The organism is Leptospirales bacterium, assembly GCA_019694655.1.
Classification (GTDB): Bacteria; Spirochaetota; Leptospiria; order Leptospirales; family Leptonemataceae; genus SSF53.
Genome location: JAIBBN010000006.1, coordinates 124,329 through 150,485, shown reverse-complemented (window position 1 = coordinate 150,485; position 26,157 = coordinate 124,329). Strand labels below are relative to the sequence as shown.

Annotated in this window: 24 protein-coding genes; 13 read left to right on the top strand and 11 right to left on the bottom strand. The window is 59.5% G+C overall.

What is annotated here, in order from left to right; genetic code table 11:
- Nucleotides 1-32: 32 nt before the first annotated feature.
- A complete protein-coding gene (locus K1X75_11110) occupies nt 33-659 on the bottom strand; it encodes a Maf family protein (GenBank protein MBX7058604.1) in 627 nt (208 codons plus the stop codon).
- A gap of 109 nt (nt 660-768) precedes the next feature.
- Between K1X75_11110 and K1X75_11105 the strand changes: the two genes are divergently transcribed.
- From K1X75_11105 to K1X75_11095, 3 genes are all read left to right on the top strand, one after another.
- Nucleotides 769-2,865 carry a right-handed parallel beta-helix repeat-containing protein gene (locus K1X75_11105; protein ID MBX7058603.1) on the top strand — a complete coding sequence of 699 codons (2,097 nt, stop codon included), beginning with the start codon at nt 769-771 and terminating at the stop codon, nt 2,863-2,865.
- A gap of 78 nt (nt 2,866-2,943) precedes the next feature.
- Nucleotides 2,944-3,840, top strand: a complete 897-nt coding sequence (locus K1X75_11100; protein MBX7058602.1) for a formylglycine-generating enzyme family protein — start codon at nt 2,944-2,946, stop codon at nt 3,838-3,840.
- A 7-nt stretch (nt 3,841-3,847) separates the two neighbouring features.
- Nucleotides 3,848-4,237, top strand: a complete 390-nt coding sequence (locus tag K1X75_11095; protein ID MBX7058601.1) for a DUF427 domain-containing protein — start codon at nt 3,848-3,850, stop codon at nt 4,235-4,237.
- A 41-nt stretch (nt 4,238-4,278) separates the two neighbouring features.
- On the opposite strand, the gene K1X75_11090 is transcribed toward K1X75_11095, so the two are convergent.
- The 4 genes from K1X75_11090 to K1X75_11075 all read right to left on the bottom strand — a co-directional run bounded on the left by K1X75_11090 (nt 4,279) and on the right by K1X75_11075 (nt 7,510).
- Complete coding sequence (locus tag K1X75_11090; protein ID MBX7058600.1) at nt 4,279-4,785, bottom strand: SRPBCC domain-containing protein; 507 nt, start codon at nt 4,783-4,785, stop codon at nt 4,279-4,281.
- 105 nt (nt 4,786-4,890) lie between these two features.
- Nucleotides 4,891-5,142 (bottom strand): hypothetical protein, encoded by a 252-nt coding sequence (locus tag K1X75_11085; GenBank protein ID MBX7058599.1) that lies wholly within the window; start codon nt 5,140-5,142, stop codon nt 4,891-4,893.
- Nucleotides 5,143-5,747: 605 nt separating this feature from the next.
- The gene (locus tag K1X75_11080; GenBank protein MBX7058598.1) at nt 5,748-6,575 is read right to left on the bottom strand and encodes a hypothetical protein; all 828 of its coding nucleotides are present in this window, start codon (nt 6,573-6,575) and stop codon (nt 5,748-5,750) included.
- The gene (locus tag K1X75_11075; protein MBX7058597.1) at nt 6,566-7,510 is read right to left on the bottom strand and encodes a magnesium transporter CorA family protein; all 945 of its coding nucleotides are present in this window, start codon (nt 7,508-7,510) and stop codon (nt 6,566-6,568) included. The genes K1X75_11080 and K1X75_11075 overlap by 10 nt, the downstream gene beginning before the upstream one ends.
- A 103-nt stretch (nt 7,511-7,613) precedes the next feature.
- On the opposite strand from K1X75_11075, the gene K1X75_11070 reads away from it, so the two are divergent.
- Entirely contained in the window at nt 7,614-8,888 is a 1,275-nt protein-coding gene (locus tag K1X75_11070; protein ID MBX7058596.1) for a hypothetical protein, read from the top strand.
- Between the two features lie 13 nt (nt 8,889-8,901).
- Here the strand turns inward: K1X75_11070 and K1X75_11065 are convergent, their stop codons facing one another.
- On the bottom strand, nt 8,902-9,378 hold the full coding sequence (locus tag K1X75_11065) for a hypothetical protein (GenBank protein ID MBX7058595.1): 477 nt from the start codon (nt 9,376-9,378) through the stop codon (nt 8,902-8,904).
- Nucleotides 9,375-10,346 (bottom strand): NAD-dependent epimerase/dehydratase family protein, encoded by a 972-nt coding sequence (locus K1X75_11060; protein MBX7058594.1) that lies wholly within the window; start codon nt 10,344-10,346, stop codon nt 9,375-9,377. The genes K1X75_11065 and K1X75_11060 overlap by 4 nt, the downstream gene beginning before the upstream one ends.
- A 124-nt stretch (nt 10,347-10,470) precedes the next feature.
- Here K1X75_11060 and K1X75_11055 point away from each other — a divergent pair, with 124 nt between their 5' ends.
- A complete protein-coding gene (locus K1X75_11055; protein ID MBX7058593.1) occupies nt 10,471-10,803 on the top strand; it encodes a helix-turn-helix domain-containing protein in 333 nt (110 codons plus the stop codon).
- A 10-nt stretch (nt 10,804-10,813) separates the two neighbouring features.
- Here K1X75_11055 and K1X75_11050 read toward each other — a convergent pair whose 3' ends face one another.
- Nucleotides 10,814-12,250 (bottom strand): FapA family protein, encoded by a 1,437-nt coding sequence (locus K1X75_11050; protein ID MBX7058592.1) that lies wholly within the window; start codon nt 12,248-12,250, stop codon nt 10,814-10,816.
- Nucleotides 12,251-12,410: 160 nt separating this feature from the next.
- Here K1X75_11050 and K1X75_11045 point away from each other — a divergent pair, with 160 nt between their 5' ends.
- The 4 genes from K1X75_11045 (at nt 12,411) to K1X75_11030 (ending at nt 16,953) form a co-directional block, all read left to right on the top strand.
- On the top strand, nt 12,411-12,872 hold the full coding sequence (locus tag K1X75_11045) for a hypothetical protein (GenBank protein MBX7058591.1): 462 nt from the start codon (nt 12,411-12,413) through the stop codon (nt 12,870-12,872).
- A gap of 78 nt (nt 12,873-12,950) precedes the next feature.
- Entirely contained in the window at nt 12,951-13,877 is a 927-nt protein-coding gene (locus tag K1X75_11040; protein ID MBX7058590.1) for a patatin-like phospholipase family protein, read from the top strand.
- 71 nt (nt 13,878-13,948) lie between these two features.
- On the top strand, nt 13,949-14,812 hold the full coding sequence (locus tag K1X75_11035) for a methylated-DNA--[protein]-cysteine S-methyltransferase (protein ID MBX7058589.1): 864 nt from the start codon (nt 13,949-13,951) through the stop codon (nt 14,810-14,812).
- Between the two features lie 32 nt (nt 14,813-14,844).
- Nucleotides 14,845-16,953: a cation:proton antiporter gene (locus tag K1X75_11030; protein MBX7058588.1), complete on the top strand. Its 2,109-nt coding sequence runs from the start codon at nt 14,845-14,847 to the stop codon at nt 16,951-16,953.
- A 33-nt stretch (nt 16,954-16,986) separates the two neighbouring features.
- Here the strand turns inward: K1X75_11030 and K1X75_11025 are convergent, their stop codons facing one another.
- Together K1X75_11025 and K1X75_11020 are read right to left on the bottom strand one after the other, a co-directional pair.
- On the bottom strand, nt 16,987-18,756 hold the full coding sequence (locus K1X75_11025; protein ID MBX7058587.1) for an ABC-F family ATP-binding cassette domain-containing protein: 1,770 nt from the start codon (nt 18,754-18,756) through the stop codon (nt 16,987-16,989).
- A 21-nt stretch (nt 18,757-18,777) separates the two neighbouring features.
- Complete coding sequence (locus K1X75_11020; GenBank protein MBX7058586.1) at nt 18,778-19,722, bottom strand: NADP-dependent oxidoreductase; 945 nt, start codon at nt 19,720-19,722, stop codon at nt 18,778-18,780.
- A 253-nt stretch (nt 19,723-19,975) separates the two neighbouring features.
- On the opposite strand from K1X75_11020, the gene K1X75_11015 reads away from it, so the two are divergent.
- The 4 genes from K1X75_11015 (at nt 19,976) to K1X75_11000 (ending at nt 25,227) form a co-directional block, all read left to right on the top strand.
- On the top strand, nt 19,976-20,677 hold the full coding sequence (locus K1X75_11015) for a transporter substrate-binding domain-containing protein (protein MBX7058585.1): 702 nt from the start codon (nt 19,976-19,978) through the stop codon (nt 20,675-20,677).
- Nucleotides 20,678-22,255: an ATP-binding protein gene (locus tag K1X75_11010; protein MBX7058584.1), complete on the top strand. Its 1,578-nt coding sequence runs from the start codon at nt 20,678-20,680 to the stop codon at nt 22,253-22,255.
- A gap of 275 nt (nt 22,256-22,530) precedes the next feature.
- Complete coding sequence (locus tag K1X75_11005) at nt 22,531-24,888, top strand: SpoIIE family protein phosphatase (protein ID MBX7058583.1); 2,358 nt, start codon at nt 22,531-22,533, stop codon at nt 24,886-24,888.
- 27 nt (nt 24,889-24,915) lie between these two features.
- Entirely contained in the window at nt 24,916-25,227 is a 312-nt protein-coding gene (locus K1X75_11000; GenBank protein MBX7058582.1) for a hypothetical protein, read from the top strand.
- A gap of 41 nt (nt 25,228-25,268) precedes the next feature.
- Here K1X75_11000 and K1X75_10995 read toward each other — a convergent pair whose 3' ends face one another.
- Nucleotides 25,269-26,135 carry an alpha/beta hydrolase gene (locus K1X75_10995; GenBank protein ID MBX7058581.1) on the bottom strand — a complete coding sequence of 289 codons (867 nt, stop codon included), beginning with the start codon at nt 26,133-26,135 and terminating at the stop codon, nt 25,269-25,271.
- Nucleotides 26,136-26,157 lie beyond the last annotated feature (22 nt).

Here is a 26,157-nt window from a genome sequence, read left to right as displayed (position 1 = left end):
GAAAAGGGGGAAAAGCTCCCCACGCTCAAAGCTCAGGCATTCAAAACCGTACCAGTTTTTAGTATATCCAATCCAAAGTGCAACAGCAAATCGCGAAGCAAAGTGAGCGGCAATCCAACGACGTTGAAATAATCGCCTTCGATGCTATCGACCAGGAGTGCGCCCTTGCCCTGAATGCCGTAGGCGCCGGCCTTGTCCATGGCTTCGCCGCTATCCAGGTAGTCCTCGATTTCGTCGGCGCTGAGTTGACGAAAGCGTACCAGACTCTGTCGAGCAGCAACACGCTCGTCAAGAACGACGCCGTCGCGGTCAACAGAGCAAACGCACAATCCGGTCCATACGGAGTGTAGATTGGCGGACAGGCGATGCAGGAATTGCCTGGCCTGCGCGCGGTCGAGCGGTTTGCCGAAGGGCTCGTCGCCAAGAAAAACAAGCGTGTCGCAGCCGACAATGATGCTGTTGCGTTCGCTGGCGGCCGCGGCCCGGGCCTTGCAACGCGCCAATTCCTGGACGGTTTCGGCGGGTGTCGCGCCCAGATGGTCTTCGGCGACCTCTGTGGCGATGACGCTGAAACGCAGCCCAAGCTGTTCCAGCAGCTGCCGGCGACGGGGAGAAGCGGAAGCCAGCGCCAGGTGAGGCGGCGCCTGGTTTTTTAACATTTCGGCAGGCTAATACTGGGTGATTGTGCGTCCACCCTTCCCGGATCATTGACCCTCGTCGCGTAATTCTGTTGAAAAGGCGCCCGCCTGCTGCCGTTATCTACATAGAATGGTGAAGGGCATCCGAATGCAGCGAGGCTCGCGCAAAATGCTGAGCCGCAGCGCAGCCGCCGTCCTTGTAGGCGCGACGCTGCAGTTCGGCTGCCTTGGCAGTTTCAGCAGTTCTCCGCCCTACAGTCTCCTGCTGGCGCTGGCCAGCGGCGGCAGCGTGCTGAACGTCGACGTCCGCTACCTGGTGGGCTCGGGTCTGCAGATACAAAACGCAGCGACGGGCGAGCTTGTCAGCGTCAGCAGCGATGGCCTGGCCCCCTTTTCGCAATCTCAGCTTGGTCAGGACTACAGCCTGAGCGTTACGTCGCAGCCGGCCAGCCCGGCCCAGACCTGCAGTTTCGTCGGCGCTGCCAGCGGGACCCTGGATCAAGCCGTGACTGCGCAGCTGGAGTGTTCGGCTGCGGTAAGCTCTGTGCAGCCTCCCTTGCCTGGCATTCTGGCCACTTCCCAGGACATTGTTGTGCGCTTCAATCGCTCGATGACAGCAGGCAGTTGCATACTTGGCGGCGCGACGACCTTAACGCCGGCGCCAGCCGGCTATGTCTGGAGCAGCAGCAAATACGCAAACGATACGCTGACGTTGCAAAATGGTCCATGGTCGATCTTCACTTCCGCTCCCGGACGCACCCTGGAACTGGTTGGCTGCCTGGATGCAGACAGTTTGCCGCCTGTTGCAAATCCGATTGTAAGCGGCGTTTTTGTCTTTAATCCGACTCACGTTCACTATGTTACTCCCTCGGGCAGCGATGCGACTGGCGATGGACTCTCGCCGGCAACGGCAATGGCTACTATCGATAACGCCATCGCCGATTTGACCGGCGGCGTAGGTTGTGCGATTGGACCAAACCTGTGTGTTGTTCTGGTCGGCGCGGCAAGCGGCGGCTCCACCTACGTGCAGACGGCCAGCATGGCCAATTTTGTGGCCGTGGTTGGCGGTTACAGCACTGATTTCACGGTCAACAACCCCATCCAATATGCAACAATCCTGAGAGATCCGGGCGGCTGCACGCTTGGCTTGAATTTGGCAAATGATCCCTGCGCCACAGTGCGCTTTACCGACAACCTGAATGCCAGTGCAGCGATTCAAGGTTTCACCATTCAAGGTCCAGAAAGCGCCACCTACAGCGCTGCAGTTTCAATGCGCGATGGCGGGACAGTACTCTATAATACAATTCAGGGAGCTGCTGCCGGCGGCACCGTAGCCGGCGTCTTTGCCGGCGCGAACACCGGGTTGGGAGGCGCCACCATCCGCAACAATACGATCCTCGGCGGCGGAAGCTCATCAACAACGTCCATTGGCGTCATGATCTGGAATCCCCTTGGCCCGGATGTAGCCGTGCAGGATAACGTCATCAATGGCGGCCAGGGAGCTACTACCAATGGCATTCGAGTGGCTGGCGTCTCGCGCGCCTTGATGGCGCGCAACATAGTTTACAGCGGAGGCGACAGCGGCGGCGGCGCGACAGCCTATGGCATCTATATCGCGGGCTTGCCGACGAATACTACGCGCATCATAAACAATGTGATCGTCGGCGGTCGCAGCGACGGAACGAGCGCGCTATCCGCTGGCATTGGATTGGTAAACACAGGCGCTTTGGTCACGATCTACCACAATACCGTGGTCGCCCTGAGCGCCGCAGGCCAGAGCTACGCCATAGAGAATCAGGCGCCGGTGGTCACTCCCAGTAATCCTGACGTGCGCAACAATATTTTGCACGCCGGGCAGGTGTGCTTTCTGGAGGCGCAGGCGATTGCCAATGCGGCTACCTTCAGCTACAATGATTTGATCTGCACTACGGCCCTTTATCGGCGTGTGGTTCCTGCTACCGACTTCACAACGCCGGCGGCGCTGGGCGGCGCCGGATTTCCGTTTAATGTGACAGATGCCCCGGCATATAATAACACCAGCGATCTGTTCACCGGCTTCCAGCTCACGGCCTCGGCGCCCTGCAGTGTGGTGAAAGGCGGCGACCCGGCCTTGATCGGAACAGTTACCGTCGATCGTCTCAATGTTGCGCGCACTGGCGCCGCGCCGGCTGCCGCCGGCGTCGGCCCGAGTATGGGCGCTTACGAGCAAGAGAACGGCTGCATTTAGAAGATATGCGGCGGGCGCCGCGCTCTAAAAAGTAGACGATGGCTTGCCGCCTGGCGGCTGCTGCTGAGCCTGTCAGAAATGAAGCCGGCAGCAGCAAAGAATCGATCTCAATCAGTCGCCGGCGCAGCTTTGTTCGGCCTGCTGGCTTCACTTTCGCTCCTGCTATCCTGCGGCATCCTGCGCAACGGCGCGCCCGATTGCGATGACATTGCGATTCCGGAGGACATGCGCTGTATTCCGGCCGGGGCCTTTACGCGCGGCAGCGATCGCCAATCCAGAGACGAGGATACTCAGAAGCCCATTCACGATGAGGCGCCTGTTGCGCGCATCGAGATGAGCGCCTACTTGATGGATGTCCGCGAAGTCGCCTATCCTGAATACCAGCAATGCGTGCAGGCAGGCGTATGCAGCTACGCACATCCCAACTATCGTCACTACGACGGGCCGCGTCAGCCGATGGTCGGGCTCACCTGGTTCCAGGCGCGCGACTACTGTCGCTGGCGGGGCAAGCGATTGCCCAGCGAAGCGGAATGGGAAAAGGCGGCGCGCGGACCGGATGGGGAACTCTACCCCTGGGGCAATGAACCGGCGACCTGCCAGCGCGCCATCATTCAGGAAAGCGGGGAGAAGGGCTGTGGAACCGGCCGAACCTGGGACGTCCAGTCCAGACCCGTCTATCGTTACGGCCTGTACGATATGGCCGGCAATTCCTGGGAGTGGGTTAATGATTGGTACTCACATAGTTATGCTGAATGTGGCGCCGCCTGTCTGGGACGGGATCCGCGCGGACCTTGCAATGGGGCCGACGTCTGTCCGGGCTATTCTGAGAAAATCGTCCGCGGCGGTTCGTGGTGGTGGGACGGGGAGTATGCCGCAGGCAGCAACCGGCGGCCGCATTTCCCGGCCAACCATCCCTTCCACCATTTTGGATTTCGCTGTGCGCGCGACTTGAACCTTCCAAACCAGGGCTCGTGAGGAAAACATGAATCAGCCAGAACACTACGCAGAGTTTAAAACGGTGGCAGGGGATTTTCACGCCGAATTTCAGGGCAAAGTAATTGCCCGAAGCAACGCAGTCTGCGCCCTGCAGGAATTTCATCCATCGTATGAGTTTCCGCCGGTCTACTATTTCCCCAGGGCATCGATTGATTTCGGCATGTTCACTGGCAATGAACGACATACCAGTTGTCCGATCAAAGGCGAGGCTTCCTACTGGGATCTGCCGGAGGCGACGGATGTGATGTGGGGCTATGAGCGGCCGTTGCCCGCGGCGGCGCCAGTCAAAGATCACTTCGCTTTCGATCAGAGTCGCGGCGTTGCCCTGTTCAGGGACGGGACGCCGATCGAACCAATTGCCATTCGCAAAAAATAAGTCGGATTTGTGGGCAACGCCAGCCCGAGCAATCGGCGACGCTAAGGCCGCCGACGAAATTGCTCTTCTGCTCGCTCCTTGATGGCGCGATTCATGGCATGGAAACCCTGTTCGGTGGGCGTCAGGTCAAAGAGCGGAACCAGGCAGCCGGAGAAATGTTCCGATTGGCGCAACTCGGTGCGCGCCGGACCAAGCTCCACCAGCTCAAAGCGATGCTGACCGGTAAACAGTCCCGGGATGCCGGCCAATCTTCCACGCCATTCCAGGACGCTCTGCTCTTCGACCTCCAGAACTTCAGGCGAGAAGCTCATCGCCGACTTGCCAACGGGTTGAATCGTAGCGTTCAATGTTTCACCCTGCTTCCATTCGCCGCTCAGAGAGCGAATGAAGGGGTTCCAGTCCGGGTAGTGTTCTGTATCGTGCAATTGCTGCCAGACCGCCGCGCGCGGCGCCTCAATCTCAATTTTCGTTTCGATTGTTGCGCATTGTGCGCCAAATGCCATCACGGCGCTCATCGTCAGCAAAAGAAGGGACAAGTGGGACTTCATTCTTTGACTCCGACGTCGACAGCGTTGCAAGCCAGCACTTTTTCGCTTGAGATGTAATTTGAACTGGCCTTGGGCGGCGACTGTCAGGCTTCTTCAGAAGCTTGCCTACCGATTTTGCGAATCGTTGCTGGCCTCGCAATTCTCAATGAGATATGCAAAGACCGAGGCAGCCGTTTCCGGCGGCAGCAGCGGCGGCGAGGAGAATTCCACCCACCAGGGCGCCAGAAGAAAGAGCCAGCTGATCCAGTCTGTTCGCCGAATTGCGATTGCGTTTTCACAGAGCATCCGACCTTGTCTATCCTTTGTAACGATGCGATATCCAATCACGTAGTTTTTGACAGGCGCGGGGATGGTCATCAGAGTCAATCCCGAGACAATTGGCAAACAAGTGTCTATAGCGCCCTGCCCATCATAGCTGGTACTGGCGACAGCGTCGGCATAAATGACCAGATCATATTCCGATGAGACTCGCCGCGGCTCCTCGTACTCAATTGACGCGCTCCGAAAGACACGGAGCAGTTCCTGGCCGACAGGCAGAGGCAGCGTCGTGGACCTAAATTGCCCGGATTGCCCGGCGTGCCCTGCAATTCTTGATTGGAGAGTTGGTTCCCAGACCCAATTGCGCGAAATGATCAAAGCGCGCTGGGCGCCAAATTTCCCTTCTGGCGAGTAGGACAGGATGCTACGGATTTCTGAATCGCTGTATTGCTCTGCGCTGTTTGGGAGAGTTCCAATCCCAGGCGGCTCATCGATATCTGAGTACAGATAATATCGCGATTCAGTTCGAACCGTAACTCTGGTTCGAAAGCGGCCATCGGAGGCCGAAGCAAAGCCAATGCAGCCTGTTGCAAAAGCTGCTCCTACAACTAAGAGGAGACGCATTAATTGCACATTGGATGAATACATTGCGCCTGTCCCGGACCAGCGATAATTCATCCCGGCGGTTAGGTCCCGCCGGCGCTTCAAAAGAGCTGAACGCCGCCCACCTGCGATTTCAGAGTGTAAGCGACTGCCGGCCGTCCGGGGCCGCGTTCCAGCCATTTGCAGAACAAAAAGTCGCTGACGCGCGCCACAATGCGCAGCCTGCCCGCCGGCCGACCTTCGCCGTCTTCGGCTTCCAGCACATTGCCGTTGCGGGTCAGCTCAGTAGCATACATGCCCCAAACCACAACATCCGCATTTTCTGGCAGGGACTGCTCCTCGCGAATTGCGATTACCTGCGCGGCAAAATGCGCCGGCGAAGCGCCGCTGTTCGAAAGCGGCAACGGAAACAAGGGCTGCATCTGGAACCAATTGCTGAATTCGCTGCGCTCCACGGTTAACGGCTGCAGTAGCGCGCCGCCAACCTGGTTTGCTTGCCGGGCAAACGCAAAGATCAAATGATCGCAGTCCCAGCGTTCCAGAGCTGTGAGGCGATCGTCGAGATTGCGTTTGCCAAACAAATAGCAGCGTTCGCTACGCAGTTCCAGGCGACCCTCTACTTCGATGGCGCTGCCTTCATACTGACGCACGCGGATAACGTCCTCATCGTCGCGGCCAAAAACGCGCAAGAAAAAGAGCGTCTTTGGCTGGCGACTGTGCGCACTTCGGAAGTAGACCTCGCCGCGTTGATCGCTTTTGAAAAAGGGCAGGGCCGGATGGAAGGCGTAGCTTCCCTGCAGTCCCGCCGGCGCACCCGCCGGCGCGCTGCGAAAGGGCGGGCCGCCGGCGCTGCAGGCAAAATGAGAGATAGTCGCCAGTAGCAGCGCGAGGCCCGTAGCGCAGAATTGCAATCGCCGCATCAAATCCACTTCAGCCTCCGGAAAACATAAAAGAGTCCGGCGCCCAGAAGACCCATGCCGCCGACCGTCAGTGCAAAACCATACGGGCTACGTCCGCCAGGAATGAATTCAAAGTTCATTCCGTAAATGCCAGCTATCAATGAGACCGGCAGCAATATGGCGGTGAGCGTGGTGAGAATTTTAACGACTTCATTGGTGCGCCGCGTGGAAAGCGCCATGTAGGCCTCGATCGCAGACGAGATCGACTCGACTATGCTATCCACGCCTTCAATAATGCGTATCGAGTGGTCGTTGACGTCGCGAAAAAAGACCAGCGCATCCGGATCGAATCCGTCGATGCGCATCAAGTTCTCAAAAATTTCGCGATGACTGAGAATCGCTCGCTTGATATGCTGCAGGATCCCCTTGTAATTGAATACTTCGGTAATGGGGATTTCCAGATCCTCCATATACACGGAGTCTTCAAAGAAATCAACGCGATCCTCAAGCTGATGAATGATGGCCATCACGCGGTCTGTTTCGGTATCCAGGATGCGATGCACCAGATATTCCGGACCGCGCTGCAAGAGTCCGCGGGCAATGTCTGCGTTCTTCCAGAGATCATCGATGGTATTGCGATCATCGACGGTTATGGTGATCACCAATCGATTCAGCAAAATAAAATAGAAATTCAAGGCCTGCAGCGTGTGCCCCTCCAGTCGAAAGGCCCGAAAGATAAAAAAAACATAGTGTTCGAACTTCTCTTTCTTGATCCGCGTCATCGGGTTCATAATGTCCTCGATGGTCAGCGGGTGGATGCGAAAGGGGGCGAGGGCGGTCTCCAGCTTGAATTCGTTATTGGTTGTGATATGCAACCAGCCAGGCTCATAGGTCTCGATTTCCGGAAGCTCGGCGGGCTCAGGGCACTCCAGCTGTTGGTTGGCGCTCAGCAATCGGACGCGCATGGCAGACTGTCGAATTGGCCCGGGAATCAGGGTGGGGCAAGTGCAAAAAAAGAATTGTCCGGGCCCTGCGACGACCTCAGCTGAGCTGTCCCTGGAGGCTCTTGTGGTTCGACGTTTTGGCCAGATTTTGCTGCTTTGTACGGCGCTATTCTCGTTGCTCTGGACGCCAGGTTGCAAGAGCAACGGGGAAGAAAAAGAAGAGGGGGCCAGCGGCGGTTTCCGCGCCGAACTGGAATGCGGCAACCCGCCGCAGCTGGCGGTTTTTTCCCGCGAAACTGGCAAGCGCACCGAGGCTGGCGCCGTCGAGATTCCGGAGGGGAAGACCTGCGATCAAATGGAAGACGCAAGCGACCTGGAAAAACGGCGACTGCCGCGGACCGGCGAATGGCTCTTCTTCCATGAAAACTCCAGCGCCATAGCCTACCGCGGCGTCTTTGTCGCTGGCAAACGCGAAGGCGAGTTTCGTTTTTTCAATGAACAGGGACAGCTGACGCGCACCATTGAATTTCATGAAGGCCAGAAGCAAGGGCAGGAGATCGGATATTTTCCCGGCGGTTCGGAATGGAAGGAACGCGGACAGAATGCGGGCGGGAAGAAAAACGGCGCCTGGGAAATCCGTGCCGCAGCCAACAGCAACTGCCTGTCCCATGGCAATTTTCGAGACGATGAAAAGGACGGCCTCTGGGAAGAGTGCGAACAACATCCTCAAACCCGAGCCTGGTTTATCGCCTTTCGCGGCAGCTACCGCCAGGGCCTGCGCGACGGCCGGGCGCAGTTTCTCAATCCAGAAGGCCAGGTGCTCAGCGAGGGCGAGTTCCGCGCCGATACCTCGGAGGCCTGTTTGCGTGAACCGCCCGGCGGCCAGCGCGCCAATTGTGGCAAGCGCACCGGTCAGTGGCGTTCCTACTATGCGCCGGGCCGCGTTTCCACGGAGGGCGGCTACAACGCCGAGACCGGTCGACGCAGCGGACGCTGGGTCGAGTACTACCAGAGCGGACAGAAGATGGCGGAAGGTCCGCGCGAACATACGCGCAACGGACTGTGGACCTTTTATGCCAAAAGCGGCGCGATCCTCGGTCAGTACTTCTTTGAAAGCAACGATTTCTCGCCGCGACGTGCGGTTGTCTACGAAGACGGCCACAAGGTTGGCGAAGGCGAGGTTGCCGCTGGCCTGGTCAAGTACGACCAGGAACGCGACGAGTTGAAGATCAGCGGCATGGCGCGCAACGGCGCCTGGCGGCTCTACGGCGCCGGCGGTCAAATCGTCGGCGAAGGCGAGTACGCCGTTGGCAAAAAGCAGGGCCGCTGGCGCGAGTTGCGTAACGGCAGCTGGGTCTATGTTTGTTACATGATCGGCCGCGAAACAGCCTGCCAGTAAGCCGAAAGCAAATTCAGCCGGCTGCCTTCTTCTTGCTGCGCGGGCCAGCGCTCAACGCCAGCCAGACGCCGGCGGCCAGCAAGACCAGATTTTTGCCAACGTTTGCTATCTGACCGCGATCGGCAATTTCAGTCAGCCGACGAATGGGCAGGCGACCGGCTTCCTCCGGCTGCGCCGCCACGGCCGCCTCGCCCTGTTGACGCGCTTCCCGCGCCGATAGGATGTGCGAGGGCGTTGCCGGCAGAAGAAAGAGCGCCAGCAGGATGGCGCCCCACTGTGGGCGAAAATCAAACATCAAGGAAAGTCCGCTCAGTCCCAGAAGGGCGATGGCACCGGCGCTGGCCCACGGCGCCAGGCTATCGCCCAGCATCGCCGCGCTGGTGGCGACGGTGTCCGGCCAGTGCAACAAATTGAATACGAAGCCCAACAGCAGTTGCGCTCCAAGTACAATGCGCACTGCCAGTCGACCGATGTTGCTGTAATCCTTCATGCTGCTTGCTCCTCTGCCAGAAGTTTCAGTCCTTGCTCCACGCTGAGAACAGGCGCATAGCCCAGCTCCCGCCTGGCGCGATCAATTCGAATTGTGCAGCTGGCGGACATGATTGCCGCGGCGAAGCGCGTCAAAGGCGGCGCGGCCGCGGCCCCGCGCAGGGCATAGATTGATTCCAGCGCGGCGGCGCTGGCGCGCGCCAGCCAGGAGGGCATCGACCGCTGCGGCGCCTGCACTCCGCGCGTGGCCATCAAGCGCGTAAGAAATTCGCGAAAGGTCATCGATTCATCGTCGGTGATGAAGTAGACGCTGCCGCCCTTGCCGCGCTGCAGCGCCAGCTCAATTGCGTGAACAAAGTTATATATGTGCGTGACGGAGGTGCGGGCCCGGCCGCCGTCCATCCAGGCAAAGCTCCCCTTGCGAACCATATCCACCAGCGCCGGCAGCACCGTCTGATCGCCGGGTCCCCAGACCAGTCTTGGCCGCAGGCAGATGGTTTCAAAGACGCCGTCTTCATTGGCAGCGCGGACCAGTTTCTCGGCCTCGGCCTTGGACCAGGAGTAGAGGAAGCGCTGGCGCTGGGGATAGGGGTATTCCTCGTCAATGTCGATCATGTCCTGCCCGACAAAGAGCGCCGCCTCGCTGCTGACGTGCAAAAAGCGTCGCACGCCGGCCGCTCTGGCCGCCTCCAGCAATTGCCTTGTGCCCTCGATGGTAACTTGCTGGAAGGCCTCGCGCGGACCGTACTGCTGGACGTAGGCGGCGCAATGGATGACGACATCAATCCCGCGCAGATCGTCAGGTCGGATTGCGCCCAGCTGGCCGCGCAACGGGACGGCGCCCAGGGTCGCGATACTGGCGTCGCTCTTTTCAGAGCGCGAAAGGGCCAACAGTCGATGTCCGCCGCGCAATTTTGCGGCAATCGCGCCGCCGATAAATCCGGAGGCGCCGGTCAGGAAGATGTTCAATTCGGGCCCCCGCACGATTCCATAGTTCGATATATATCGAACTATGGAATCGTCAATTCAGATTTGGCGCAAGCGGAGCAAATTTGGCTGGCCCGCTTTCGCGCTGCAGACCATGTCGGAAGGAATGTCGCCCGATCCTCAGGAAATCAAGAAGATGGCTGCCGTATTTCAGGCCCTTGCCAACCCCAATCGCCTGCGCCTCTACCTGGAAATCGTGGAGCGCCAGGAGCAGCGCATCCACGCCCGCGGCAAATGTTATCTATCGGACATTGTGCGCGGGCTGAGCGTCGGGTCGCCTACTGTTTCGCATCACGTGCGCGAACTGGCTCGCGCCGAATTGATCAGTACCGAACGCATCGGCAAGCAGTTAGCCTGCAGCGCCAATCCAGCCACGCGCCGCCGGCTGCTTGCCTTTCTAAAAAACAAGCCACAGGGCGCCTTGCGGTTGCCGCGATAGCTCCCTTGCCTCAACCCTTCCACGCCTCCATCTGCACCTTCAGCATCCCTGGAACGAAACGCAGCACCACGCGCGTCTGCATCACCGTAATCTTTTCAATGGCGTCGCGGTAGTGAATCTCAACGCCGGGATAGATGGCCTGTCTGGCTATGACGCGCACCTCGGCCGGATTGAATCGCGACTCGCGGAACTCGGCAATCTGTTTTCCCAGGCGCTCGCGCAGCTCCACCAGTTCCTTGTAGCGATGGTAGACGGCGCGAAATTGGGCCTGCTTGTCCACCGGCACCTGCCCGCGCATTCTCGTGATGTAGTTCTTGATCTTGGCAACATCATCGCGCAACTTCTCATGGTCGCGCTCTGTGTCCTCCAACTCTTTAATATGCAGTTTGTAGTACTGCATGTTACGGACATGGACGCCCAGATTGATTTTGGTCGGCGTCTCTGTCCGCGATCCAATGTTGTCCGCTGTCACCGAGCCATATGCGGTCAGCTCGCCGCCGGCCAGCGCCGAATTGGAGCCCGCTACGCTCACATTGCCATAGCACAGAACCTGACTGGAGATGATCGATTTGTAAACTTGAACGTCGCGCTCCACCGTCACGACAGAGTTATCGATGTAGGTAGCCGCCAGATCGCCGCCAACAAATACCTGCCCCTCATGGCGCGTGTTGATGCCTTTGCGCACCGTCAAACTTCCGCCAACGCGCACCTGGCCGCTTTCCATGGCGCCGCCCACTTCCATATCGCCGGTGCAGTAGGCCTCGGCGGCGCGCTCGATGGTATTGCCAATGCGCACGTGGCCATCGTAGTTTACGTTTCCGGATTCCAGGCCGACGTTGCCGGGGATCTGTAGAATCGGATTTACATCAATGCGATTTTTTTCGTGAACAAAGACGCCGCGGACGCGCGCCACAATTTCATTGGAGCCAGTCAAAATCTGTACGTTGGGGCCATCGACAATATCCGCTCGTTTGGGCGCCGGCGGCTCGACCTCTTCGCCAAAGATGTCCATCCCCGCTTTGCCTGGAATGGGCGGAAAGAGCCTGGCCAGCGCCTGGCCCTTTTCTACCATACGGTAGCGCATCACGTTGCGGTAGTCGGCGCGGCCATGTTCATCAATGGTGACCGGCGGCGGCGGCGGAATCAGAACTTCCACCTTGCCATCCTGGCCAGGGCTTGGCGGCAACCCGCGCGCCAGGACCGATTCAAAATGGTGGTGATTGGTCCCGCGGGCAAACTCGTCCAGCTGCCGGCGAATCTGTACGTGATCAATGCCAAAAACGATCTTGTGACTGTTCAGCAGGTCCATGACCTCATCAAAGGTCAGGCCGACAGGCTGCTGGGAGCGCACCAGCAGACGAGCCTCCATTCCGTCGGGGCTGATCTGCAGTTCCTTGCGAATCTCATTGCCAGAGACTTCAACCGTTGTCGGAGGTGGCTGCGTCATGCCTAGTTACAACAAGCTGAGCGGCTCATTCTTGCGCGCCAGCACTATTCAGTTTCGGAGCATTTGGCCCCTGCGCCGCCCCCTTTTCGCCGATACTTTAAACAGTATGGTCCTGCACTTGTCGCATCGGCGTCCCCGCACAACAAGGCTCGCCTGCGCCTTGATTGCCGGCCTGCTGTGCGCGCTGGCGATTCATTCCGCAGCATCGCAGCCTGCATCCGCCGCGGATCTGGACCGCGAGTTTTACAATGACTATCTGGACAGCCTGCCCAACGAGCGCCAGGTCCGCCAGGAAACCCTGGAGCGGAACCTGCTGAGCGCCGTGGTGCGCAACATCCCGCGCGAAGATCCTTTCTCCGGCCCGCAGTTCGTACGCAATTTGACGGCCAGCGGTCTTCGCTACCAGCGGATTACCAGGGCGTCGGCCTTTGTGCGCGGTATTTTCCAGGAGCTGCCCTACCTGAAAGAAACGGAGTTCATGTGGATTGTGCGCGCCGGCAACTACACTGTCTTTGTCAGCTATCGCGCCAACCCCGAGCGCTTCGTTCAGTCCGAATTTCAGATTCACACCATCGTCCGCTCGGCGCCGCCGGCGGATAGCCACAGCGACGATCCAGGCTGAAGCCAGCCGGCTCAGCCGCACGACGCTGCTGACTGAAAGGACTTGTAGCGCGCCCCTGCGGGCGGCAGCCTGGCGATTGTGGCGCTACGCTACGAAAAGAAGAAATACCGCCGCGCTCTGGTGTTGTCCGGCGGAGGCGCTCGCGGGGCCTATCAGGTTGGAGTCTGGAAGTTCCTGCTGAGCATGGGCTGGAAGCCCGATCTGGTCTGCGGCACTTCGGTAGGCGCCATCAACGCAGTGGGCATCGGCTGCGGCCAGAATCTGGAAGAGCTGATCCAAATCTGGAAGACAATTGAGCGCGGCAAAGTGTACCGCGTATCGCTGCTGACGCAGATCATTCAATTCTTTACGCGACGCAGCTTTACTCCGGTGATGGATACTGCGCCGCTCAAGGCTTTCTTGCAAGAGCGCTTCAACCTGCCTCAGCTGCGCAAGAGCGATATCGAAATCGTAATCGCTGCAGTGAACATTCTGACCAGTCAGTTGAAATTCTTCAACCATCGCGTCATCGATCTGGAACATGTGATGGCTTCCAGCGCCATACCCATTCTGTTTCCCTGGCAGTACATTGATGGCGTACCGCACTGGGACGGCGGCGTCATGATGAACACGCCCATTCTGCCGGCGCTGGAGCGCGGGGCCAGCGAGATCATTGTAGTCTTGCTCAGTCCGGTAGGCGGCGGACGTCTGCCTCTGCCGCGCAACCGCCGTCAGGCCCTGGAGCGCGTCTTTGAGCAATCGCTGAACGGCAGCTATGAGGCCTTCATGTCGCACCTTGCCTGGAATTTCAAGATGGGTCGCGGCGGCGTTTTTCGGCGCTTGACGCGCGGCTTCCTGAATGTCGACGGACTGCGCGTGGCAACAGTGGCGCCGGAGCGCATGCTTGGGTTTGGCTCGATCATGAATTTCAGTCAACGCCAGGCGGATCAATTGATCCATGAAGGCTATACGGACGCCAAAAATCAGCTGGCCAGCTTCTTTGGTCTGAGCGACGATCCCTATTGAATTCTGACGGCAGGCAATGAAGCGCAAGCTTCGGGAAGCGCCGCCGGCAAACATCGGCCATACTCCACGCTATGGACAGACCAACGCAAAAATCTGCGGCCGGCGAGGCCGCCGTTTGGCGGGCGCTGGACTGGCTGGAAGGCGGTCTGCAGCAGGGCCAGCGCTTCAGCCTTGGCCAGCTGGCGGCCCACGTGGGGCTCAGCGAATTTCATTTGCAGCGCCGTTTCCGCCAGGCTGTCGGCCTATCGCCGCGTCGCTATCAGGAGAAGCGTCGCCTGCAACAATTCAAGCAATCGCTGCGCAGCGGCGAGGACGTGCTGGCGGCAGCGCTCGACGCCGGCTTTGACTCGCTGCGCCGTCCTTACGAACTTGCGCCGCGCGAGCTGGGCATGAGCCCCGGCGCCTACCGTCGCGGCGGACGGGGACTGCAACTCCGCTACTGCCTGTTTTCGTCGCCGCTGGGGCGCGCGCTCTTAGCGGCCAGCGAGCGAGGAATCTGTGCGCTGTACCTGGGCGATGGCGATGTCCCGCTGCAAGCGGAGCTGCTGGCCGAGTTCTGCCAGGCGGAGCTGCTGCGCTCCGACAGCGAGCTGCAATCGGAACGGGCCGTGGTCCTTGCCTATCTAGGCGGGCAACGCCGTGATCTGGACCTGAATGTTGATCTGATCGGGGCCGAGTTTCAACGTCGCGTCTGGGATGCCCTGCGCCAGGTTCCCTACGGTCAAACGCGCAGCTACGCGGCCATTGCCGCCAGCATCGGCCAGCCGCGCGCCAGTCGGGCGGTGGCCGGGGCCTGCGCCGCCAATCGCATTGCCCTGATCATTCCCTGTCATCGAGTGGTTGGCAGCGACGGCGCCCTGCGCGGCTACCGCTGGCATCCCGATCGCAAGCGGCGCTTGCTCGAACTTGAAAAAGGCCCGGGCTCTTTGCCTTGAAGTTCTGATGGCCGCCGTCAGATAGGGCGCCGATGCTCGACTACCTGCGCAACCAGCTGCAACTGCCGGTCAGCGATCCGGTATTGATCTTTGCCATCGTGCTATTTGTGATTCTGGCCGCACCGGCCCTTGCCCGTCGCCTGCGCGTTCCGGGCATCATCGGTCTCATTCTGGCCGGCGCCGTTATTGGCCCCCACGGCTTTCATCTGCTGGATCGCGACGCCAGCATCGAACTATTTGCTGCCGTTGGTTTGCTCTATATTATGTTTCTGGCCGGCCTTGAAGTCGACCTTAACGACTTCAAGAAGAACCGCTATCGCAGTCTGGTCTTTGGCCTGCTGACTTTTTCCATCCCAATGTTGCTGGGCATCGCCCTGTCGCGGGCCCTGAACTTTGGCTGGCCGACTTCCATTCTGGTCGCCAGCATGTTTGCCTCGCATACTTTGCTGGCTTATCCATTGGTCAGCCGCATGGGAGTGGCGCGGGCGGAGTCCGTCGGCGTAACCATTGGCGGAACATTGATTACTGATACGGCTGCCCTGCTGGCTCTGGCCGTGGTCGCCGGCGGGGCCAGCGGCGAGCTCACTCCGGTCTTCTGGCTGCGGCTGCTGCTAACAATCGGCGTGGTCGGCGCCATCACCGTCTGGGCTTTTCCTTTGCTTGGACGAATCTTCTACAAGTACGTAGAAGATGAGGTAGCCCATTACACCTTTGCTCTGGGCGCGGTATTTCTTTCAGCCTTTGTCGCCCACGTCGGGGGACTGGAACCTATCATTGGGGCCTTGCTTGCGGGCCTGGCGCTCAACCGACTGATCCCGCATACCTCGCCGTTGATGAATCGCATTGAGTTCATCGGCAACGCGCTGTTTATTCCCTTTTTTCTGATCGGCGTCGGCATGCTTGTAGATTTTCGCGCGCTGTTTGCCGGCTGGGATACGTTGCTGCTGGCGGCGGCAATGATTGTCGTGGCCGTGGCCAGCAAGTGGCTGGCAGCCTTTGCCACTCAGAGAATCTTTCGCTTCAGCGCCGCCGATCGCGGCATGATCTTTGGCCTTTCCACGGCGCGCGCCGCCGCCACGCTGGCCGTCGCTCTGGTCGGCTTTGATCTGGGCATTCTTGATGCCAGAGTGCTCAATGGCGCGGTGCTGCTGATTCTGGCCACGTCCATTCTCAGTTCCATCGCTGTAGAACGCTCGGCGCGCAAGCTGGCGCTGCAGACAGAGTCGCTGCCGGATAGCGGCGGTCGGCAGCAAAAGATCCTGACGCCCATTGCCGATCCGCGTACGATTGGCGCGCTGATCAGTCTGTCCTTAATGATCAAGGCGCCGGACAATCACGATCCAATTTACGCACTGGCGGTGGTGCGCGACGATGAAGAAGCGCGCCAGCGCGTGGTAGCAACAGAAAAGATGCTGCAAGGCGCGGCGCGATTGGCTTCCGCTTCCGGGCAGCAGGCCAAAATCATTACGCGCATCGATTTGAATGCTGCGCTTGGCATCCTGCGCGCCGCCAATGAATTGGCAGCGACGGATATCGTCCTTGGCTGGAACGCGGCCCCCTCTGCGGCGGCGCGCCTCTTTGGCAGCGTGCTGGACGGCGTGCTGGCCCGGGCCAGCCAGACGGTGCTGGTAACGCGCATCGTTCAGCCGCTCAATACCGTAAAGCGCATGGCAACGATCATTCCCGAAAACGCCGAAAGCGAGGCCGGCTTTGAACACTGGCTGCGCAGTATGATGCGATTGTCGCGGCAGCTGGGGCGTGACATCAGCTTCTATGGACCGGCTTCAGGCCTCAACGCCATTCAAGGCCTGTTGCATAGCTGGCGCTTCAGGGGGCAGGCGCACTACCATCCCATGTCCAGCTGGCAAAATCTGAATGACCTGTTGTCCACGCTGGGACCCGACGATCTGCTGGTCTTTGTCGCTTCGCGCGAGGGCGGCGTATCCTACCAGCGACATATGGAAACCGCGCCCCAACATGTGATCCAGAATTTGCATCAGTCCAACGTCATCATTCTTTATCCGGAGCAGGATCGCAGCGCCGACACGTGGTTGGAGCCGGGCGCCCCGCCGCCCGGCGTATTGCTCGACAGTCTGGAAAAATTGCGCGCCGCTGGACGCTGGCTACGGCGCCATAGCTGAGACCGCGCCCTCCAGCGGCGGCCGGCGGAGGATTTAGCCGGCCAATTCCGACCACCGTTCCAGTAATTCGGCCAGCTCGCGCTCTACCTCGGGATGGCGCTGTGCAGCAGCGGCAATGCGCTCGGCCAGCGTCTCGCCGCCGGAAAGCGTGTTGCGCAGGCTGCGCTCCTCTTCTTCCAGCGCTGCAATGCGTCGCTCCAGAGCCTGCACCTGACGACGACGCTCCTGCGGCGCAATCTTTGGTCCGACTTTTCGATCCTTTTCAGTGGCGCGCTGTAGATCGGCGACGCCCGCTCTGTCTTCAGACAACATCGTTACTTGCTCGGAGCGCTGGGCCAGATACTCGCTAAGAGGGCCGACATGACCGGCGATCTCGTCGCTCTGACCATCGAGGATCAGCAGTTCATCGACAACACGATCCATGAAGTAGCGATCATGCGATACAGCCAGTACGACGCCGCGGAATTGCTCGAGAAATTCTTCCAGCGCACTCAGGGTATCGATATCCAGATCGTTGGTCGGTTCGTCGAGAATCAAAAAATTCGGGTTGTGCATCAAGAGGCAGACCAATTGCAGTCTTCGCCGCTCGCCGCCGGACAGCTGTTTGATCTGTACATATTGTTGGTTCTCGTCGAATAAGAATTGTTCCAGCAGGCGCGCCGCCTGTGAACGGGCGCCGGCCGGCGAGTTGAAGCGTTCGGTTCCCTGGGTCTGCACAAAATCAATGACCTTCTGTTCTTCCGGCATTTCCATGCTCTGCTGGTCGAAGTAGGCGATGCGTGTATTGACGCCGACAATGACTTCGCCTTCGTCCGGCGCCAGTCGCCCGCCGATCACAGCCAGAAGCGTACTCTTGCCGGCGCCATTGGGCCCGGCAATCCCCAGACGTTCGCCCTCTCGAAAGTAGCGCGTGAAGCCGGAAAATACAGAGCGCGCGCCAAATCGTTTGCCGATGTCTTTCAGTTCCAGGATCTTATTGCCCAGACGCTGGCCATCGCTTTCCAGCTGCAACGAGCGCTTTTGCTGCGGGCGATCGCGTTCTTCCACGGCTCGAATGCGATCGATGCGCGCCTTCTGCTTCGTACCCCGAGCTTTCGGCTGTCGTCGCAGCCATTCGCTTTCTTTGCGCAAAAAGCTGCGCGCTTGCCGTTCGTTCAGGGCCAGCGCCGCTTCGCGAGCGGCTCGCGCTTCCAGGTAATCGCTGTAACTGCCGCGCGTCTGATGCATCTTGCCGCGATCCAGCTCCAGTATACGATGAACAACGCGATCCAGAAAATAGCGATCGTGAGTTACCAGCAGGAAGGCGCCCGGGAAATCTCGCAGATAGGCTTCCAGCCAGAGGATGCTGTCCACATCGAGATGGTTGGTGGGTTCATCGAGTAGTAGCAGCTCGGCGCCGCTGAGCAATACCCTGGCCAATTCCGCCTTGCGCAGTTCGCCGCCCGAAAGTTCGGAGAGGACCCGCTCCGGCGACGGCGCGCCCAGGCCCTGCAGTACCGTATGCCGGCGTCGCGCCGTCTCGCTGGAGACCTCAGTTGCAATCAGTATGTCGCCGACGCGCTGGCCAGCGGCAAACTCGGGACGCTGCCTCAAGAGCGCCATATGCAAATCGCGCTTTCGAACTACCCTGCCGCGCTCGGGCTCGCTTGCGCCAAAGACAATGGCGAGCAGGGTCGACTTGCCGGCGCCATTGGCGCCGATCAAAGCCACATGCTCGTCTTCGTCGATCCCGACGGATAAGTCGCTGAATAGCGCCCGGTCGCCGCTGCTATGTCCCAGGGAATCGAGCGAGATCAGGTTCATCCGCCGCCTGGATAATGGACCTCAACCGATTTGCAATACAATCTTTCCGCGCGTGTGCAGCTTCTCGATCTGCTCGTGAGCGCGCACCGCCTCGCTGAGCGGCAAGGTCTCCAGCGCCGGCGCTTGCAGTCGGCCATGCTCAAAGTGCTCGCGCAGTATTTCCAGCTGGCGAGCGCTGGGGGCTACGAAAACATATTCATGGCGTATGCCCTTATCTGCAGCCAGCGTACCCGCTGCGCTTTTGAGAATGGAGACCAGTGCGCCGCCGCTCTTGCACAAATCGTAGGCCTTTTCCGTAAGCTCGCCGCCAACGCAGTCAAAGACCAGATCAAAAAGGCCGCGGCTTTTCAATGCCGGGAGCCAATCGCTTTGGTCGTAGGAGACGCACTCATTTGCGCCAAGCTCCTTCATGTAGGCGTGGTTGCGCTCGCTGGCCACGGCCGTCACATGCGCGCCGGTCAATCGACCCAGCTGCAGAGCAAAGCTGCCCACGCCGCCGCTGCCGCCCAGAACCGCCAGCCGTTGACCTCGCTGCAATTTGCCGGCATCAAAGAGCGACTGATAAGCGGTAAGTCCGGCCAGCGGCACGGCCGCCGCTTGCTCGTAACTGAGCGGCGCCGGCTTACGCGCCAGGTAACATTCCGGTACAGCCATGTACTCCGTATAGCATCCCTTCTCGATCCAGGGTCGACGGCAGTAGCCAAAGACAGCGTCGCCCGCCTCAAAGCGCGAGGCGCCATGCCCGCGGGAAACAATATCGCCAGCCATATCCCAGCCAGGGATTGCCGGCAGTTTGCTTGGCAAAAAGCCTTCCAGTCTGCCGCGACGAATCTTGAAGTCAACTGGATTGACGCCAGCAGCGCGAACGCGAACCAGCACCTCGCCTTCGCCCGGCTCTGGCTGTGCGAGTTCGACCAGTTTCAAAACATCTGGCTCGCCAAAGTTCGCAAATTGAATTGCCTTCATCTCTTCCTCCGATCCCCCTCAAACGATTTGTCGTAGTTCTTGCAGTTGCAAGTAGCGGCAAGTACTCATCGAAATCGAGTTGTGTGAAAGCGCAGGAACTTTGAGATCGTTCGCGGAGGGCGTCGCCTTGTATCAGCGAATTTTTTTGTCGTCAGGCCTCTGCCTGGTTTGTTTCTTTTTGACGCTTTGCGGGCCGGCCCCATCAGACCCGTCGACGAACACTGCCGCCGAGTCGGCGCCGGCGGATCGCACTGTGAGTATTCGCGCTGATCTGTGGTGTCCCTTCAATTGCGAGGCCCAGGGTCAACAGCAGGGCTTCATGATTGATATCGCCCGCGAGGCCTTTGCGCTGCATGGAATTCAAGTGGACTATGCCTTGATGAATTGGGCGCGCGCGATCGAAGAAACGCGCGACGGGAAATTTTCAGCTATTGTCGGCGCTTACAAATCGGATGCGCCGGACTTCATTTTCCCCGCGGAGGAGATTGGTCGATCGCGCGACATCTTTATGGTACAGCGCGGCAACCGCTGGCGCTACCGCGGCCCTAACAGCCTGGCAGAGACAAAACTGGGCGTGGTCCACGAGTACGGCTACGGCGAAGAGGTGGACGCCTACGTCGAAGCAAACCGAAGCAATCCTGATCGCATCGAGGTTGTATACGGCGACCGCGGTCTTGACCAGAATATGCGCAAACTGGTTCTGGATCGCATTGGCGCTACGGTCGAGAATGAAACCAGGATGCGCTATTTCCTTCACCGCAATCCTGACATCGCCGCACAGGTGGAAGCGGCCGGTTCGCCGGGCGTCCAGCAGCGCACTTACATTGGCTTTTCGCCAAAGCGTTCGGATTCCGCTGAGCTGGCGGCGCTGCTGGATGATGGCATCCGCCAGCTGCGAAGCAGCGGCCGCCTGGCCAGGATTCTGGAAGCCTACGGCCTCGGAGACTGGAAGTAGATGTGGCTGCAGCGACTGCTGCGCGGCAGGACCCTGGCCCGCGATCTGGCGCTGGCGCTGATGGCCGCAGTTTCGCTGACGCTGGCGATCCTGGGGCTGGTCGTTTATCTGGTGCTGGCCGCAGATCAGGAAATGCGTCTCAGTGAGCGCACCGCGGAACGCGCCGACCGTCTGGCCGAAGTGCTCTCGTTGCCGATGTGGAACCTGGATGAGGACTCCATTCGGCGCATTGGTCGCGCTTATTCCGATTCCAGCGACATAGCTCGCATTGAGGTGCGCGATGAGAGCGGCGCTGTTTACGATTTCGGACCGCAACCGGCGCCTGGCTCGGACTTTGTCGTAGAGCGAGAGATCCGGCTGCGCGACCAGCGTCTTGGCCAGGTCCGCGTCTTTGTGACGCGCAACTCAGTGCGCAATTTGCGCCTAACGCTGTTCAGCGCTACCATGGCCTTTGTCGCCGCTTCCATTGCAACCATCTTGATTGTGACAAATTTCTTACTGCGCCGACTGCTGCTGGCGCCCCTGGCCCCGGTCAAACGCGGCCTGCAGCTGCTGTCCGAGGGCGCCTACCAGCACCGCATCGAGCCCTCGCAGCGCCTTGACGTGGATGAGATCATCGCCGGCATCAACACAATGGCGGAGCGTATTCAGAAGCGCGACGCCGAACTGCGCGAATCAGAACGCAAGTACCGCTTTTTGGTAGAAGACTCCGGCGATATCATCTTTGCTTTGAATGCTGCCGGAGAAATCGCCACCATCAATCAAGCTGTCCGTCGCTTGCTGGGGCGAAGCATTTCTTCAACTATTGGAATTCCCTTTGTGGATTTGCTGTATCGCAGCGGAACGATTCGCGACCTCTTGCGCATGGAGCAGATTGTACAGACCTTTCAACAGCTGAGCGCCGAAAAGCCGTCGATCAAGGTCAATCTGGAGCTGGGCACGGCGCAGAATGAACCGCGCGAAATGATCGTACAATTTGAGCGCGTCACGGACGAGAGCGGGGCGACTCTAACCTTTGGCAAGGCCATGGCGCCCTTCGAAAACCTGCTGGCCAAGCACACCGAACGAGAATCGCGACGCTTTGTAATCGGCAACTATGTTTCGATGGCCGATCTGGTTCTGGATGCAATCACCTCGAACTTGAGTCGCTATTGTGACGAAGATACGGCCTACGCTGTGAAGGCTGGCGTCAAGGAGATGCTGATGAACGCCATTGAACACGGGAATCTGGCCATCAGCTTCGATGAAAAGCACCGCTCGACCAGCGAGGGCACCCACTTTCAGTTGATCAAGCAACGGCAGCAACACCCGGACTACCGAAAGCGCACTGTGACCGTAGTCTACTCCTTGCGACCCGAACGCGTGCTGTTTGTCATTCGCGACCAGGGCGCAGGCTTTGACCACCGTACGGCCTTGCAGCGCGAGCAGGTTGACGCCGATCGCTACCATGGCCGTGGCATACTGTTGACCCGCCAGGTATTTGATGTCATTCGCTACAATGAGACCGGCAATCAAGTAACCTTGATGAAACGCTTCGGTCCGCCCAGAGACGAGGCCCGCAATTCCAACGCCGCCTGAGTCGGGACGCCCGGACGGCGCAAGCGGCGCCCGATTGTACGCCGTTTCGCCCCAAAGTTTGGCGCCCTGGCGTCGACCGAAAGGCCGTCGGCCGTAGCGCCGCACGGCAACGCCCCCCGGATGCAATAAAATGGCGTCGCCGCCCGCCAGAAAGCGGGAGCGAGCCAAAAATACTTGAGACTTAGACCATCAAATCTCGCTCTGCGCACTTTGAGAAAAAGGCGCTGTTCATGCATCAAATTGTTGAAAAGATAAAATGGTATAAAAGCATTACTGTGCTCATCGTTCTGGCACTCACGGTCATTCCGCTCTGGGACATGGCCGGCATTGCCTTGATCATGAGCACCAAGGCCAAGGACCTGGTGGTTCAAGAATCGGCGCGCCTGGTCGAGCAACAGGGCAACAATGCGATCGCCGAAATAGGTCAACGCTCGCTGCAGATCGAAGCCCTGGCCCGCAGCCTGGCAGCAGTCGGCGTCAAGGTGCCCCACGACATTTCATTGGTGCAACGGGTTGCCCCGCGCGTCATCGACTTCGACTCCGACCGCGATGTTGCCGGCGGCGGCCTCTGGCCGGAGCCGTTTCGCTTCTTACCTGGCGTGGAGCGACGCAGCTTTTTTTACGGTCGCGATAACCAGGGCGCACTGCAATACTTTGACGACTACAACCATGGCCGCGGCTACCATCACGATGAGTGGTACCCGGTGGTGCGCTATTCGCGCGATGGCAAATGCTTCTGGAGCAAGTCCTACATGGACCCATACTCCTACCAGCCAATGGTGACCTGCACGGTGGCCATGCGACAGGAGCAGGATTTTATCGGCGTGGCAACCATCGACTTGAAGCTCGAGGGCTTGCACGCCTTCATGCAGAAGATTCAGGAGCGGACAGGCGGCTATGTGTTCTTACTGGATCGAAACAACAAGTTCCTGACTTTCCCGCGACCGGAAATGGTCAAGCTGGTTGGCAAAGATTCGCGGGGCGAGCGCACAGAGGAATTCATCACAGTGCGCGAATTTGCCCGACGCCAGCCGTTGTTTGGGCCGATCGCTCAGGTAGTCGAGGACATGAACCGCGACATCCTGAGCAGCGCACGCTCTTCGCCGCGATTTCGCGCCGATGTGGCCGGTCGGGTCAATTCCGACAGCGATCAGATCACGCCGGAAGAAGCTGAATTCATCGCCGCCGTCATCGCCGATCCGCTGCGCGAACGAACGGAAAGTTCGCGCCTCTACCGCCAATTCCCCATGGACAGCGACTTCCTGCTGGGCGAGCATTCGCAAGCCTTCATTTTCCACGTGCCCGACTCCTACTGGAAACTGGTAGTTGTGAAGCCATTCTCGGAGATGCAGGCCGTCGCTTCCAAGATCAATCGCTTCATTCTGACGCTGGTTGGCGCGACGATTCTCTTTGGCATATTGGTCGCCGGCATACTGCTGCATCGCTTTTTTGTCCGCCCGATGCGCGCCACCACCCAGGCCGTTCGCGAGCTGGGCGACGCCGTAGCGGCGCGACAATTTGATCGACTGCATGAGAAGGAAATTCCCAGTCTGCGCAAGGATGAGCTGGGACAGCTGGCGGATGTAATCAACTCTCTCTCGCGGGAGCTGCAGCAAAGCTATGGATCGCTCTTGCAGCTGAACTCTGAACTGGAACAAAAGGTTCTGGATCGCACCCATGAATTGAGCGCCAGCCTCGACGAAATCCGCGCACTGAAATACCAGCAGGACGGCGACTACTTCCTGACCTCGCTGCTGCTCAAACCGCTTGGCGGAATTCGCCTGCAAAGCGACCTCGTTGAAATTCAGGAGCGGACGCTGCAGAAGAAGACCTTTGAGTTCAAGAAGCGCCAGGAGTCAATCGGCGGCGACTTGAGTCTGGCGCGCAGTATTGTTCTGCGCAATCGTCCCTGCACAGTCTTCTTGAACGCCGATGCCATGGGCAAATCGATGCAGGGGGCCGGCGGCATTCTGGTGCTCGGCTCGATGATTCAGGCTAACATTGAGCGATCGCTGGCATCGCCGCTGATCCAACGACAATCGCCGGAGCAGTGGCTCAAGTATGCCTTCACCGAAATGCACAGCGTATTCAAGAGCTTTGATGGCTCGATGCTGGTGTCGCTGGTGCTGGGCTTGATCGACGACGAAAGCGGCGCACTGTTCATGATCAATGCCGAGCATCCCGAGTCGGCGCTGTATCGCGCCGGCGAAGCTCGCTTCCTGAGCAATGACACTCCGCTACGCAAACTGGGCTATAGCGTCGCTGGCAGTCGGCTGCGCATTGCCGTGCACGAATTAATTGCAGGAGACATATTGATCCTTGGTTCAGACGGACGCGACGATGTCGCCACGAACACAGCGAACGCCGAACGGCGTATGAATGAGGATGAAACGCTTTTTCTCCGCCACGTCGAACAAGCTGGCGGCGATCTGGACGGCATCATAGAGTTGATCAAGGCCAGCGGCGAACTGACCGACGATCTCAGCTTGCTGCGCGTCCAGTACCGCAGGGGCGAGCTTCCCAAAGAACAGAACCCAGCAATGCGCGCGGCGCTGCGCAGGGCGCGCGAGGCCTGGCAGTCCAAGAATTTTGGCGAGAGCCGGCGCATCCTGGAAGGCGCTCTGGAGCAATAGGCCGACGAAGCCCTGGTATTGCGCGGCATGGCGCGCGTACTGCACCGCTTGCAGGACCATGGTCAGGCCGCCAGTTTTGCACGCCGCTATCTGATTATGCGTCCCGCTGATTCGCGCTTCCTGGAGCTGGGCGTTCAGATTTTCGAAGCGGCTGGCGCTATCGACGAAGCGATCGACTGCGGCGAGCGAATGCGCATTCGACATCCGGAGAACGCCGCCAATCTGCGACGCCTGGCCGCGCTGTACCGCAGCAAAGGCGTAGATGATCGCGCACGCAGCCTGGAGTCAGAGGCCGCGCTTGCAGCCGTAAACGACGACCAGCAGGCCGAACCATCTTGACCGATATTGCATAAGACGACGCGCGCGGAGTTGCCGGCCCTCTAGCGAGCCGCGCTTCCCGCGCGTCGTAAGTGGCGGTCAAAAAAGGCCAACAGTAGCTGGACTTCGGTTTCGTTGTAGCCGAGGGTCGTACGCATGTGGCCCTGCGGCAGTTCGCGGCGCTCCACGAAGACCTGCTCGCGAATCAGGGCCTGCTGGAGTTGGCGGCTCTGTTCGACTGGAACAATCCGGTCGTAGCGGCCATGAATCAATAGCGTGGGCGGATCGTCGCGACTGACATGGCGCAGCGGCGATGCCTGACGGTACAGCTCGGCGCGCTGGGAACTGGCAATATCCGCAGCGCCAACCAGCCCTTGCAGCACGGGCAGGTCATAGAGTTCATTCAAGTTGCTGGGGGCGCCGGCGGCAGCCACGGCCTGGATCCGCGCGGCGGCGCCGGCGTCGGAATAGGCCAGCATCAGCGCAATGTGCCCGCCGGCTGAATAACCCAGCGCTCCAATGCGCTGCGAATCGACCTGCAGTTCAGTAGCATGCGTACGCAGGTAAGCCGCGGCAGCCCGCGCGTCCTCCAGCTGGGCAGGAAAGGGCCACTGCGGGGCGAATCGATAGTTGATATTCAGTACTACATAGCCATGAGCGGCGAGGGCGAAGCTGACTGCAGACATGCGTTCCTTGCTGCCGCGACGCCAGCTGCCGCTGTGCAGGGCAATCAGCGCCGGGCGCGGTCCATCAGCCGCTGGCAGATAGAGATCGGCGCGAAGCTCGCCGGCAGCGGAGGCCGCGTAAACCACATCGCGCTGCACAAATAGACCCGGGGATTGCGGCCTGTCAAAATAGGAAAAGCCGCTGCAATGCAAAGCAAACAGCAAGGGCGCCAGCAATAGTCCGCTACGACCGTACACGACCATTGCTACAGACTAGCAAAAATGC